The sequence below is a fragment of the Clostridium sp. CM042 genome (assembly GCF_055080995.1).
Window position 1 is genome coordinate 1702857 of the sequence record NZ_CM143646.1, and the last position, 15286, is coordinate 1718142.

General features: G+C 30.2%; 13 protein-coding genes. 2 read left to right on the forward strand and 11 right to left on the reverse strand.

The features are described 5' to 3' along the window. Positions 1-19: 19 nt before the first annotated feature. Complete coding sequence (locus ACWJJ7_RS08050; protein ID WP_462964720.1) at positions 20-949, reverse strand: ribonuclease H1 domain-containing protein; 930 nt, start codon at positions 947-949, stop codon at positions 20-22. A gap of 493 nt (positions 950-1442) precedes the next feature. On the opposite strand from ACWJJ7_RS08050, the gene ACWJJ7_RS08055 reads away from it, so the two are divergent. Continuing rightward, entirely contained in the window at positions 1443-3200 is a 1758-nt protein-coding gene (locus ACWJJ7_RS08055) for an ATP-dependent metallopeptidase FtsH/Yme1/Tma family protein (RefSeq protein ID WP_462964721.1), read from the forward strand. Between the two features lie 194 nt (positions 3201-3394). On the opposite strand, the gene ACWJJ7_RS08060 is transcribed toward ACWJJ7_RS08055, so the two are convergent. The 9 genes from ACWJJ7_RS08060 to ACWJJ7_RS08100 form a co-directional block, all read right to left on the reverse strand. Beyond that, positions 3395-4399: a rhomboid family intramembrane serine protease gene (locus ACWJJ7_RS08060; protein WP_462964722.1), complete on the reverse strand. Its 1005-nt coding sequence runs from the start codon at positions 4397-4399 to the stop codon at positions 3395-3397. A 28-nt stretch (positions 4400-4427) separates the two neighbouring features. After that, entirely contained in the window at positions 4428-5486 is a 1059-nt protein-coding gene (locus ACWJJ7_RS08065; protein ID WP_462964723.1) for an HD-GYP domain-containing protein, read from the reverse strand. 69 nt (positions 5487-5555) lie between these two features. Further along, a complete protein-coding gene (locus ACWJJ7_RS08070; protein ID WP_462964724.1) occupies positions 5556-5954 on the reverse strand; it encodes a DUF6762 family protein in 399 nt (132 codons plus the stop codon). Positions 5955-5969: 15 nt separating this feature from the next. Continuing rightward, complete coding sequence (locus tag ACWJJ7_RS08075) at positions 5970-6377, reverse strand: Fur family transcriptional regulator (RefSeq protein ID WP_462964725.1); 408 nt, start codon at positions 6375-6377, stop codon at positions 5970-5972. Positions 6378-6545: 168 nt separating this feature from the next. Beyond that, positions 6546-8006: an aminoacyl-histidine dipeptidase gene (locus tag ACWJJ7_RS08080; protein WP_462964726.1), complete on the reverse strand. Its 1461-nt coding sequence runs from the start codon at positions 8004-8006 to the stop codon at positions 6546-6548. Between the two features lie 17 nt (positions 8007-8023). Next, on the reverse strand, positions 8024-8572 hold the full coding sequence (locus tag ACWJJ7_RS08085) for a manganese efflux pump MntP (protein WP_462964727.1): 549 nt from the start codon (positions 8570-8572) through the stop codon (positions 8024-8026). A gap of 285 nt (positions 8573-8857) precedes the next feature. Then, a complete protein-coding gene (locus ACWJJ7_RS08090) occupies positions 8858-9271 on the reverse strand; it encodes a hypothetical protein (RefSeq protein WP_462964728.1) in 414 nt (137 codons plus the stop codon). Positions 9272-9318: 47 nt separating this feature from the next. Next, positions 9319-11085: a DEAD/DEAH box helicase gene (locus ACWJJ7_RS08095; protein ID WP_462964729.1), complete on the reverse strand. Its 1767-nt coding sequence runs from the start codon at positions 11083-11085 to the stop codon at positions 9319-9321. Between the two features lie 62 nt (positions 11086-11147). Next, positions 11148-12227 (reverse strand): SNF2 helicase associated domain-containing protein, encoded by a 1080-nt coding sequence (locus tag ACWJJ7_RS08100; RefSeq protein ID WP_462964730.1) that lies wholly within the window; start codon positions 12225-12227, stop codon positions 11148-11150. A 437-nt stretch (positions 12228-12664) separates the two neighbouring features. On the opposite strand from ACWJJ7_RS08100, the gene ACWJJ7_RS08105 reads away from it, so the two are divergent. Further along, positions 12665-13729 (forward strand): 3D domain-containing protein, encoded by a 1065-nt coding sequence (locus ACWJJ7_RS08105; protein ID WP_462964731.1) that lies wholly within the window; start codon positions 12665-12667, stop codon positions 13727-13729. A gap of 97 nt (positions 13730-13826) precedes the next feature. Here ACWJJ7_RS08105 and ACWJJ7_RS08110 read toward each other — a convergent pair whose 3' ends face one another. Beyond that, on the reverse strand, positions 13827-14852 hold the full coding sequence (locus ACWJJ7_RS08110; RefSeq protein WP_462964732.1) for a PTS sugar transporter subunit IIC: 1026 nt from the start codon (positions 14850-14852) through the stop codon (positions 13827-13829). Positions 14853-15286: the final 434 nt, after the last annotated feature.

The window sequence follows — 15286 nt, forward strand, 5'->3', positions numbered from 1 at the left end:
TTCCTCCCCCATATTTCTATTATATTTGTGTTTTTTTAATTTGATCTAATAAATAAGTAATAAAATTTCTTTTATCGAAACTACTTAGATTATCTATTACCATATTTATATCTTCTGAGTTTAAAATATATTCACTAACAATATCGTTAAATCCATATGATTTAATTTCTTCTTTATTTTTTTCATCATTAGAATTTATAACAATTATATTCGCATCTCCACTAGTCGCTATTTTTAGAATTTCTTCTTTTACATCATCACTGGCTACATTTATAATGTTTTTAAGCAACCATTTTTCTATAACTTTATCTGATTTTATACCTAACCTTTCTTTACATTTTTCATCAACAAGTTCATTAAACAAATCTCCCGTGTGACTATCCACCTTAACAAATATAACTTCTATTCCTCTACTCATTAATTCTTGCATTTTCGTGTAATACTCTTTTGATGATTCTTCTTTTCTATCCCAAAATCCTGTAGCATGGTAACAAATCCCTACATAATCATGAAATATTACTACTTTTTTTTCACCTTTGTTCAGAGCATACTGCACACCTTTTAATGCACCTTCTAGTTCTCCCGCTATTTGTCTTATATTTTTTGCTGAATCACTTTTTCCTGCACCACTCTCTATATGTAGAACTACACCACTGCGCGTAGCTACCATTCCATAACTATACTCCTCCGTGGCAGAATTATAGCTGCCATCAACATAAATATGAAGACAATTTTCGGGATAATTATTATCTGTTTTTTTTAATACATCTCCTGCACCATTTAAGAACTTTTTAGCTTCATTTATATCCTCAAAACTCTTATATTTAGCGCCTTTTACACCTTTTACATATTTTAAGCACTCTGCCCAAGTGCCAACTATTTCATTCACTATTTTTTCATTAGTACTAAAATTAAATCCTTCCTTTATTGCATAAACTTTCTTTCCCATTTTAGACCTTCTCCTTTTTCAAATCTATTCCATTTAAACCATAACCTACGGTTCTGTTTATCTTCTCCTAAGCTGAAATTACGCTAAATTTTAGAAGTATTATAGATTACCCCTAAACCCATCATAAATAAATTATACAACAAATAATGAATTTATCAATTAATTTTTACATTATTTACATTTCCAAATTCTATTAGGTTCAATGGACAAGGCCTTATAAAAATATTATAATAGCCATTATAAGTTGATATTTCTTCAATACAATTCTGTATAACATTCAAAATTCACAAACTACTAAACAGATATATTAGTATAACATTTAAATATTAGAAATAAGAAAAAATATATTAGGCACATTCAAATAAATGAACTAGCCCAGTATAGTCCCCTATATTGACTTATTGTTTATTTGAATGTGACTTACACGAAAGGATGGTGAATGAGGCGATTCCACGATTGCTTTAAAAACATAGTGGTTTCTCGCTTCTATCATATGATTAAACTTAAGAACAAATATATTTTGCTTCCTGTTATCACCGCAATTTGTTCGTTAATATTTCTTGTTTTTGTGAGTAATACCTTTAAAACATCTACAAATAAACAATATACTGATTTTCTTAAAGATGCCTCGCTAAGGACTGTTTCAACTGTATACGTAACAAGCTCTCCTAAAATTCAAGTTAAACTTAAAGATGGCACTGTTTATGAAACTGATAATCCAAGAACTGATAATTTCAAAGAAGGTTTGTTAAAGAATGGTATAGATGTTTCTGAGCAAACTTTAACAAATCCTGCTGAAATAGCATCAATTGCAGGATTTGTACTTTCGCTTATAGCACTTGGAATTATGTCCTTAAAACATACAAAGATAAAATCTAAAAGTATGTTTTCATCTACAAATCTTGATGTTGCTGCAGTAAAGGATATAGGTTTTAACTTTGATAGTGTAGCAGGTAATGAGGAGGCTAAAGATAGTGTACAGGATGTAGTGGATTTTCTTAAGAACCCTGAAAAATATTCCGCATATGGTGCTAGAATGCCAAAAGGAGTAATTTTATATGGAGATCCTGGAACTGGTAAAACCTTACTTGCAAAAGCCGTAGCTGGAGAAGCAAACGTTCCATTTTATGCAGTATCCGGTTCTGATTTTGTTCAGATATATGTAGGGGTTGGAGCTGGGAGAATTAGAAGCTTATTTAAGAAAGCAAGAAGTCATGGCAAAGCAGTTATCTTTATTGATGAGATCGATGCTATTGGTAAAAAAAGGGATAACGGACGTGGTGGTGGCTCTGACGAAAAAGATCAGACACTTAACTCTCTTTTAACGGAGATGTCTGGTTTTAATGAAACAGAGGGAATAATTATAATTGCAGCAACTAACAGACTTGATATGCTAGATGAGGCTCTACTACGACCTGGACGTTTTGATAGGCATATTGAAGTTACTTTGCCTGATGTATCTGCCAGAGAGAAAATTTTAAAACTTCACCTTAAAAATAAACCTATTAAAGATATAGATTATAGTGAATGGGCACATAAAACTTCATCTTTTTCAGGTGCAAAGCTAGAGAACTTAACTAATGAAGCCGCTATTATTGCATGCAAAGACAATTCTGTGTTCATTGGAAATGAACATTTAGATAAAGCTTATTCAATAATGCTTGCTGGTTATGAAAAAGTTGATAGGGACTATATTAAAGATGAGGATAGAAAAATTACAGCTTTCCATGAAGCAGGACATGCTTTTGTTTCACTTAAGATGTTACCAAAGGATAAAGTATCTAAAGTAACTATAATTCCAACTACCAAAGGTGCAGGCGGTTATACTTTAAGCATTCCTCAAGACATGCTATATCAGAACAAGGAACATTTAAAGAAAAAAATAATGGTACTTTTAGGTGGTAGGGCTGCTGAAGAAATTATTTTTGGAGCAGACCACGTAACCACCGGCGCTTATAATGATTTACAAAGGAGTACACAACTTGTAACAAATATGATAACAGAATATGGTATGGGTGAATCTTTAGGACTACTTACTATGGACAAATTAAAGGACTCAGGCTTTACAAATCAAGAAGCAGTCTTTTCAGAATGTAAAAATTTAATCTCAGAGCTATATGAAGAGGTTAAAACTATCCTTTTAGGTGATAAAGAAACTTTAGAGGCTATGACTGCTTTATTAATTGAGAAGGAAACTATAGATCATGAGGATTTAATGACATTTCAGAAGGAAAGTTTCCCTCTTCTCTAAGTTGGAGTTAACTACCCTAGCAAAAATAAAACTTCATCGTGAGTATAAATCTCCTTCTGAAGTCATTAATATACTGCTCCGCAGGAGATGATTTAATTAATATTATCAGAGATAGACATAATAACGAAGTTGCCTAAAATTTTCAAGACCCTCGAAGTTAAATCTTCGAGGGTCTGTTTATTTAAGAGTGCCTATTAGATTTCTGCTCTAAAACTAATCAAAAATGATGTAATCATTCCACCAAGTAGTCCACCTATATGACCAAAATTATCAATATTTGGTAGAGTAACTCCTATAAATATATTTATAAATATAACTGATAAAATACTTCTTATAAAAGCATTTCCAGTTTTGCCTTTAGACTTAATTGCTAAAATAAGTACTGCACCGAGTAGTCCAAAGATTGCACCGGAGGCTCCAATAGAAACGCTTGTTGAAAATATATAACTAAGTATTGATGAACATATTCCAGAAACAAAATAAATAGCAATATACTTTGCCTTTCCATAAACCTTCTCAACCATTGGCCCAATGGCATAAAGTGAATACATATTGACCCCTAAATGCACAAGTCCACCATGTAAAAACATACACGAAATGAGCCTAAAATACTGACCTTGTGCAATTAGCTCATTAACCTTAGCCCCAAGCAAAATTAGAACTCTGGTATCACTATTAAATATGCTACTTTTCGCATAAACATAACTCAAATAAGCTGTAATTATATACATTATTACATTTACAGCTATAATTACCATAGTAACCCAAGGTTTATCTCTTGCACTTATTTTTTCACTATCGCTATGTAAATTTGCATTATTCATTACAGAAGCTAAATCTTGAAGCACTTGTGAATTTACATCCCCGGAATAATTTACTTTTTTTTCCGAAACATTCACTCTAATTAAGGATTTTTCTAATAAATTATTTATTGCAAGTTCTTCTGCAACTTCTTCCTTATTGAATTCATCATCAGAAAATAGTATGTATATATTGTTTTTGTCATCTGGAATGTCATATTGTATTAATTGATGCAGGCTAAGCGACATCATAAATATTAATCGATATGACGCCCCACTTATATCTTTGCTCACTGTCCACATATTCGAATTGTTATTCTTACTTCTTATTTCCTCTAAAAAATATTCATTTTGCTGAGTAAAACCATTTATAATGGTTTTTATATTTTTTTCTTTCATATTTTACTCCTACTCAAATTTATATTTTTTATATTATTGACTGCACTGAAATGTTATTGCATTTCAACAAATCTATTTCATAAAATTTAATAGGTTCCCTAGTTTCTATTTCATAAAGCACTCTTATTACAGGTCTATCAGGGAAATTCTTGTTTTGCTTAATCACATATCCTTCAACTCCGTTGGATAGTTTTAAACAAACCCCTAATGGAAATACTGAAAATGTTTTTTTGAAGTTTTTTACTATTTCTTCATCAAAGGCATTCCCACAACCTGCCAAAATTAGTTCATAAGCATCGCTAGGATTTAATTTTTCTCTATAACATCTATCATTACTTATAGCATCATAAACGTCACAAACACCAATTATTTTTGCAAACTTAGAAATTTGATTTTTAGTAAGTCCATAAGGGTATCCATTGCCATCAACTCTTTCATGGTGATGTTCCACTGCTTTTAAAATTTTATTAGACATAGAAAAATTCTTTTCCAAAATCTCTTTTCCATATATTGGATGCTGCTTGATTTCTTCAAATTCTTCAGTTGTTAGTTTTCCCGGTTTAGTTATGATGTCTTTATCAATTTTAGTTTTTCCTATATCATGTAGGATTGCTCCAATGCTTAGTTCTTTTAATTCACTTTCATTAAGTTTCATTGAAATACCTAGAAAAATCGCCATAATTCCAGTATCTATAGAGTGAATATAAGTATAGTTGTCAAATGTTTTAATATCGTACAAACTTTTATTTACATCACCCATCGCAACAATATGATTAACTAAGTCCTCCACAACTGATAATGAATCCTTGGTGCCTTTTTTATTTCCCTCAGTTACGTTTTTCATTATTTTAGACATATTTTTCATGGCTATTGATTTTAAATTACTTAGCTTTTCATCTTCTATTGATACATCATCTAATCTAGTATCTTCTACATATACGTAAAAAACACCTAACTCTTTAAGTTTTTCAATATATATTTCAGTAAATTTAACACCTGTTCTTAGCCATACACTTCCGTCATTTGTAAGTATATTTTTCCCTAAAATCTCGCCAACCTTTATCTTATTAATAAACTCAAGTCTCATGTCCACCTCTAAAAAGTTTTTTTACATTGCACTTTTTTATATATGTTTATAACATATTTGTTTACATCTCTATTTGTACTCTGCTTCTTTTTCTTTGATTTTAATAAAAACTTCTTTAAGTTCTTGCTTTATTAATTCACATATTTCGATTAAAGCTTCCCTAACAACCATATGGTCGTCAGAATATTTGAACTTAACTAACCAAGTTGGGTTATACTCATCATCTACCGCTTCAATAGAATAACCTTTAGACCTGAAAATTTCTTCATTAAAACAATCATAAATTGCTGTAAATTGCCACTCTTCCACATCATCATGAGTATCAAACGTCAAGTTAATCAGTTCTCCAGAATAATTTAATTTTGTAACAAATTCTGACCCTTCAGAAGTTTCATAACTTCCAAGCTCCTTAACAAATTGATTAGTTTCTTTATCTACTTCCATTAGTACCAATGAAGAAAATTGCATAAACCTCATCCTCCCTTATTTTTTACATTCTCTACATATGCCTTTTAAATAAACATGGCTTTCTGTAAGAGTTATTCCCGTCTTTGCTTTTATTTGTTCTTCTATTTGAGGTATTGGACAATCTATGACCATTTTCTTATGACATAAATCACACTCAATTACATGTTCGTGAGAATTATTATTTATAGTATAATTATACATATTATTTCCCAAATCAAATTTATTTAAAATCTTTTTACCCTCTAGCAAATCTAGAGTTCTATATACCGTGGACAAATCTATTTTTATACTCTCTTTTTTAAGTAGCGCATATATTAGGTTTGCATTTATAGCATCTTTACTGCAAATTATAATTTCTAATATGCTTTTTCTTGCATTAGTAACTTTAATATTATTCTCTTTTAAATATGAAATTATATTCATCTATATACATCACCTTACTACATTATTATAACAATTATAATATACCTCAATATGGTCATGAATACAAGCAATGCTTATAAAAAGGCTTCTACAAAAGTAGGAGCCTTTTTGAAATCCACTAAAGTAGCTTTATCCACTAAAGTGGCTTTATCTATTTCATGTACCTAATCATTTTATTTCTTTTAATATTGCTACTAAGTAATCCCATGTTCTCTCTGTTGATGAGATACTTAGGTGTTCACTCGGTGTGTGTACATCATACATATTAGGTCCAAAAGATATTTGATCAATATCGCCTCCAAATTTTTCACTAAATAATCCACACTCAAGGCCTGCATGAATAGCTGCTATTTCAGGCATTTCACCATATAAATCTGTATATGTCTTCTCCAGTATATTCCTTATTTTAGAATCTGGATTGTATTGCCACTCTGGATATTCAGCTTCAAATTCAATAGTTGCTCCTGCCATTTCTGCAAGCACTATAGTTTCATCACATATTGCTTTCTTTAAAGTCTTTACAGAACTTCTTATTGCAGAGTCAAATACTATGTTTTCATCACTCGTCGTAAGAATTCCTATATTTGTTGAGCTTTGCACTAATCCACCAATCGCCATACTCATACTTTTAACTCCATTTGGAATCAAGAAAAGTATTTGAAGTGCTTTTGTAGCAGTGTCATCAGAGAAAATCTTATCTACTTTATTTCCCAATATTTCAATAGTTAAATTAACATCTGGATCAATAGTATTTAATTCATTTTTCAATGTAGAATTCCACTGTGATATTTTTTCATTAACTATTTTTTTATCATTTTCTCTAAACAATATAATGGCATCAGCATCACGAGGAATTGCGTTATTTTTAGCTCCTCCATTTATAGAGTTTATTTTAAAATCTATAACTGATCTTAAATCCATTAAGAAACGTCCCATAATTTTGTTAGCGTTTCCTCTTTCTTTGTTTATTTCCATTCCAGAATGGCCGCCTTTTAATCCTCTTAATCTTATTGCACAGCTTATAAAGCTTTTATCTGCTTCTTTCCAAATTATTGGAAGCTTTATTTTTTCACGTACTCCGCCTGCACAACTTACTAAAAGTTTTCCTTCTTCCTCTGAATCTATATTTATTAATATTCTTCCATCTAAATTCTTAGGGTCTATTGCCTGCGCTCCTCCCATGCCCGTTTCTTCCTCTGTAGTTACTAATAACTCTATTGGTGGATGTGATATATCATTAGATGCAAGTACTGCAAGACTTAATGCTACTGCAATCCCATCGTCCGCGCCAAGGGTTGTTCCATTTGCCCTTAAAAAATCATCCTCTACAATAAACTCAATAGGGTCTCTTAAAAAATCATGCTTTATTCCTATATTTTTTTCACAGACCATGTCCATATGACCTTGAATTATTATCTTTGGAGCATTTTCTTGCCCTGTAGTACCGGGCTTTTTAATTATAATATTTAATGCGGTGTCTTGGATAACTTTCAAATTATGTTCTTTTGCAAAGTTTACTAACCAATCACTTACAGCTTTCTCATTACCAGAACCTCTTGGAATCTCATTCATCTCTTTAAAATATTTAAATGCCTTAAATGAATTTAAATCCTTTAATTTGTTTAACATTTTCATCATCCTTTCTTTTAAAAAAACATCATTTTTAGACCGAAAATTATTAAGATTATTCCTCCAATGTAGTCTGCATATTTCCCCACAATTTCTATTTTTTTTAAATATCTAGAAATTAGAAAGGCCATTGTTGACATTACTAGAGTTATTCCACCAATGAATAATGTATTTTTTAATAATATAACGTTGGTTATATTATTTAATACCGTAAATCCTACCACCATTGCATCTATACTTACGGATATTCCTAAAATAAAATACATTTTAGGTTTAAGTAGTGGACACTTTCCTTGATTTTCAAAACCTTCCTTAATCATAATCACTCCAACGAAAGATATAATCATACCACCAATTATGGTTGGCATTGAAGCTACATATGTATTGAATATGAATCCTGCATAAGCTCCTATATATGATAATAAAAATTGAAATAGTCCAAAAGAAATTGTAAAACCAACCTTATTTATAAATCTAGTTTTATTGTTTAATCCTATACATAAAGCTACTCCAAAAGCATCTAAAGATAGCGCTAAAGCTATCATAAATAATGGGTATTTATCCATAAATTACCGAACCCCCAAATAATACTTTACAATATGTTTAGTCTAATCTCTATACTATTATTCAAATTTTTTTAATTTTATGTTAATAACTTTATATATATTATTATCGATTATCCAAGCTTTCTTGTCAACTGTGATTTAGTATTCCAATACAGCTTAAGTAGCTGAGTTATATTAGCCAACAAATAAGATAAAGCCTCATACTAGATTCATAGTATGAGGCTTTATAATAAATAAGAATCACATCGTCTTATTTACTACTTACTTTCATTAGTTTATTTGTTACTACTCCACTTGTGTTATAAGTTTCCTCATAATATCCTTTAATTTTAATTCTGTAGTATCTTCTGAGGCTATAATTATAACTAACTTTATCCCATCATCTGATTTATCCCATTTATAAGCTTTAATGTCCATAATAGCACCGTCAGGAACGTATTCTTCAATATCCATTGCAATTTCTTCTGCCAGTGATAAGTATTCATCAAATAATTCATCTTCTGTTAATTCATTTAAATTACATTCACCTTCCATTAAGTCATTTAAAGTATTTATTTCTACACTTAAATTAAAAGCTAATATATCATTTCTCTTTGAACCTTTACTCATGTCTTTAACTACTTTAAATTCTGTATTTTTTTCAATTATATCTTTTATATCTTTGCTATCTACAATTTTATTATTAAACTCTACGTACATTTTTATATCTCCTTTTGGTGCTATATTTAGCGCGTGGCACCATCACTCTAAAATCTAAAAATCTCCAGAAGTTCTTTCTTTGTAAGTTTCCCTAGAATATCACTACTCGTAAGTTCCCCTGTAATTACACTGTCTATTAAATGTTTTTTGTTTTCTTGGAGTAGAATGATTTTTTCTTCTATAGTCCCCTTAGCAACTAACTTAATTACTTCTACTACATTTCTTTGACCAATTCTATGAGCTCTATCTGTTGCTTGATTCTCTACTGCGGGATTCCACCAAGGGTCAAAATGAATAACTAGGTTTGCAGAGGTTAAGTTTAGACCTGTTCCCCCTGCCTTTAGTGAGATTAAAAAAACTAATGATTCACAACTGTTATTAAATTCATCTACCAGTTTAATTCTATCCTTAGCTTTTGTTTTTCCATCTAAATAAAGGTACCGAATTCCCTTTTCATTTAAATTATCTCCTATATTTTTAAGTACTGACGTAAATTGAGAAAATAATAACACTTTTCCGTCTGTTTCTATATGCTTTTCTATAAGCTCAGTTGCAATTTTTAGCTTTCCACTTCCACCTTTGTATTCATCTATTACAAGTGAAGGATCTAAACAAATTTGTCGTAACTTAGTTAAATAAGAAAAAATCTCTATTTTACCATCACCGTTATTTTTCATTTTGTCCCGGGCAACTTTAATATAAGATTTATATACAGCCTTTTGAACTGATGTCATCTCAACTATAAATTTCTTTTCTATTTTATCTGGTAGCTCTTTCAATACCTCTTTTTTAGTCCTTCTTAAGAGAAAAGGCTTAATTAGCAATTTAAGTTCTTCTAAATCACCTTCTTTATTAATTATAAATTTTGATTCGAAAATTTCTTTAGAGTATAAATAATCTGGCATTATAAAATCGAAAATAGACCAAAGTTCTGTTAGATTATTTTCAATAGGAGTGCCTGTTAATGCGAATCTTACCTTAGCTTTAACTTCTTTAATAACCTTTGTATTTTGTGCTAAATAATTTTTTATGTTTTGGGCTTCATCTATAATACAATAATCAAAACTAATATCCTCATATAACTCTATGTCCATTCTTAAAGTTCCATAGGTTGTTAGTATTATATCATAATCCTCTAAATCATGAATCAATTTAAGTCGCTGGCTTTTTTCGCCATGTACAATAGCCACCTTTAGACTAGGTGCAAATTTTTCTAGTTCAGCCCTCCAATTATAAATAAGGGAAGTTGGACTAATAATAATAGATTTTTTATTTTCTTCTGATAATAGAAGAGCTATTGTTTGAATAGTTTTACCAAGTCCCATTTCATCGGCTAATATCCCTCCGAATCCTAACGTACTTAGACTTTTAAACCATCTGAAACCATCGATTTGATATTCACGAAGCGTGGCTTTTAAGTTTATTGGTACCCTTATATACATATTATTTATGTCCAATAAAGCGTTTTCTATATCAGTTAATACTTCAGTACCTTTTACAAACTGAATATCCTTATTTTTCATCTTTTCATTTAAATATAATGCCTTACCTTTATCCATATGTAGTAATCCATTTTCTATTTTTTTATTAGTATTAAATAATTCTATTAAATCAAAGAAATTTTTAACTCCCGCATCTTTAAAATCTAAAAAATTATTATTCTTAGTTTTGTAAAACCTTCTTTTTTGCTTAAATGAAGAGAGTACACTATTCAATTCTTTATTTTCGATATCATGTATCCCATAGGAAAAATCATAGTAGCCATCATTTTCTTTAATTTCTGCTTCAATAGCCGTGAAATCATATATTTCCATGTCTTTAATCCCTTTTCCAAATGTAACATTGCCAAGAGAATGTAGATTATTCTCGCTCTTACTTAAATCCTCTCATTTCTTTTTATAAACCTATACTTCTCTAGTTCCATAAGTATTTTGTCTTCTTTTTTATAGTTCCGTGTAATTATATTTTTACTTTTATCTTTCTTTAGTATATTTATTTTGTCATTACCGTAAATCACTTCTATATCACAATAAATATCACTGTCTATCTCATATATGTGAAACTCAGGTTTTATGAAATTTGCCGCAAAATCTTTTATCTCTTCACTAATATTAATATTATTTGAAATACTACTTAAAAATAAGATAATTTTGTTATAGTTTTCTATTCCGGCGAGGTATAGAATTTCACCATTTCTTTTTAACTTTTCACATAGCGTAACATATTTTCGAACTTGATTTTTTGATGGTATATAAAGTTTCCAATTAAATAAATACACATCATTTTTATCATTTAATGATACTGGAAACTGCCTATGAGTTGTTAAAACAAAATATTCATTTCTAATCTTTAATGTAAAGTTTAGCGGTAAATCTTTTAGCACTATTGGAGCTTCAAACTCAAAACTATCATAGTTTAACTTAATTTTCTTATGGTAAGTCCCAGTTAAAAAAGCTCTCAAGTCATTAGGCTCAATCTTTGTTTTTTCCTTACCTATTGCATACTGTGCTTCATAATAAGTTGGTCCTTTTGAAACCTTTCGAACTAACTTTATAATACTCTCAATTCCCTGATTATTCGAATTATTTCCTTTTAACTTTTCCAATTTTTCATTTTTGTCACAAATTTTTTTTTCAGTTATGCTAAAAAATCTATATGCCGTAGCCGTTAAATGGCTACACATAAATAAATATCCCACATTCGATGCTTCTTTGAAATCCTCACAAGTACATTTTATACCATCTAATTTTTTCTTTAATAAATCTATTTTTATATGTGTGTTTAATTCACTCCATCGAGTATTGCTCTTTACGCGACCATAAATATGATATATATTATCTATTTTTTTGCCTTTAATCTTAATAACTAATCCACTATTAAACGCATTTTCTCCCTCACTTCTCATAAGCTCTGAAGATGATTTAAATACTATATTCTCAAGCTCTTTTAATTTCATAAATGCCCCTCACTAATTATTTCTAACGTTTCTTGTCATATTTTTCCCAAAATTTTTAAGCACCTCGAAGAATAACATTTCTTTTGATTAATAGAATATATAAAAATCTAATATTTATAGTCATATTATATCATGGTGCCGCTCACGCTACAAATGAGTTGCTTGCACTCTACAAACTACTTGCAATAAAAAAATAGTTGCCTCTCACAAATAAACGTGCTACAATATAATTTATCATTCCATATATTGGTACAGACATAAGCGATTCCCCTACTTCTCATGCATCTTTTGAGAGTGATTTTAACTATAATATGTTTAGATTACTGTATTTTGGGCATCTGACACCAGTAGTTAAACATCAAAAAAATAGACTAAAATGATTAGTATTTATTTTTTAAAGATGCTTTCTACTGAATTTTATAATAGGAGATGATATTATGCTTAAATTTATGAAAGATAAGCGAACGAAAATTGTAATTGGATCTGTTCTTATCACCATAATTGCAACTTTAACTGTTTTCATGTGCTTTATCAGAAAAAATATTACAGTGGTTGTAGATGGCAAACCTACTAAATTAATAACTTACCAAAAAACTTTTGACAGTGCTTTAGAAAAAGCGGGTATAAATATAGCAGTAAAAGATAAGATTGATAAATCTTTAAATTCAAAAATAACTACTAATGATGTTATAACTATAGATCGCGCTGTAAATATTAAAGTCTTGGTAGACAATAAAGAGCTTAATGTAAAGTCTGCTGAAAAAGATGTTGCTCTAATGTTAACTACAGAAAAAATCGTTTTAAGTCCTACTGATAAAATTTCACCATCAGTAAAAACGAAGTTATCTAAAGGCATGGATGTCACCATAACTAGAGTTAAAATAGAAACACTAAAACAAACAAAACCTATTGATTTTAAAACTGTTATTAAAAATGATAGCGATACATTAAAATCTCAAAGGAAGGTTGTACAAAACGGAACAAAAGGCGAAAAAAGCATTACTTTAAATGTAACTTATGAGAATGGAAAAGAAGTAACTAGAAAAGTTGTTAAAGAAGCTGTAGTTAAAGAGCCTCAGAGTAAAATTATAGCTCAGGGCACTTTGGCACCCATAACCCCTTCAAGAGGAGACTCTTCAAAAATTTCTGGAAATCATCAAAATATTTCAGCTTCTTCAAGGACTGCTAATCTAAAAACTACTGCACCTTCTGGTAAGTCTTTTAGTGTAAAGGCTACTGCTTATTCGGCAGATAGTGGGAGTAATACCTATACTGCCTCTGGAAGAAAGACTGAGCGAAATCCAAATGGCTATAGTACCATAGCTGTAGATCCTAATGTTATTCCACTTGGAACAAGGTTATATGTTGAAGGTTACGGCAATGCAATTGCTGCGGACACTGGTTCTGCAATAAAAGGCAACTTTATAGATGTATTTTTCAACACCGGTGAAGAAGCTAGCAGCTGGGGCGTTAAATACTTAAACGTACAAATACTAGATTAATTATTTTGTAAATACTTCATATGTGATTAATGAGTATCTATCATAAGAACGGCCACAGAAATTATTTCTGTGGCCGTTCTTATTTTTCTATTTTAAGCTATAGCGTCTTCTTTTCTACTATTTTATTCCTTTTATTTCTAATATTAAGAACTACAGTAGAACCAAAGAGTCCACCAATAATTCCACCACATATAGCAAATAATACAGCAAAAATAACTGATTTAGGTTCGTTGAAACCAAACGGTGCTAACAATCCAGGAATAGGTGCAGCTGTACCTGGAGCATTATTTATTATTTTAAAATAAGCAGCACTTAAACCAGCTAGTGCACCTCCTATGAAGTTTGAAAAAAATATAGGAGGCGCATTTGAAGTTACTATATCAGCTTGTGTTAGCGGTTCAAGCATCACGCCTATTATGTTACTTTTATCACCAAGTTTAAGTCTTTTAAATACTATACCATCCGAAAAAGCTCCACCAACACAGGCAATAGATGCTATGCCCATTGCAAGACCTTGTAACCCAAGCATTGCGGTTAGTGCCATAGCACTTAAAGGAGATGTACATATCATTTTCATAATTCCACCTAATAAGAACCCCATAATATAAGGGGATTGATTAGCAGCGACAGTTATCATACTTCCAATACTAAGTAAAGTTGAATTTACTATTGGATCTATCCCTAAAGCGATACCCCTAGCAAGTGGTGCAATCAAAATTGCACCAACTATTATATCTAGTCCTTTGGGTAGCTTTTCCTCTAAAATTGGTCCGATAAATGCAATTATATATCCAGCTACAAAGCCTGGAAGAATACCATACCCAAATACTGCAGCACCCGCTGTTACAGCATATATAGGATTTAACCCCATATTTATACTAACTAATATTACAGCAGCGACTCCACCCATACTTCCAGAAGAAGCACCTACTTCACCTAAAAATTTAATATTTAATAAATTTCCGCTTATATATTTATGTATCGCTTCCACTAAAAATGTTGCTACAGCAGCATTTGCAAGTCCTGACATAGCTTTTTGACCTTTAGGCATTTTTAAACTGAAAAGTGAAAACAAGAACAATGTAAAAAGTAATAATCCTATACCTTTAATTAATACAAACATAATTTCCTCCTTTGCATTTTAGCATTTTTCATGCTATCTTCTAATATATTAATAATATCTTTAAAATACATACCTTTATCTTGAGTCTTATTTTCTGTTATGTCTTCAACTCCTCATACAACAAGACCATATTCTTTCTTTATTTCATGATCATCTTTAGCAATATTTATAGATATTATAATCATTCTTTTAGTTTGTTAGTTTTTATATTCGTCATATTTATCCTCACAACAAAATTCAAAGTTTTATATTTTAATAATAACATTGCGATATATATGTTACAATCTATTTTGTTCTTTCCGAATTTATAAAACAAAAACTTTATTATAATCTATTTGACATACTGAGTAACATATAGTAATGTTTATAAATATAAAACTTAAATAAGACAGTTCTAAACCATCCTGTCTATAAACAAAACTAGGACGTAACTA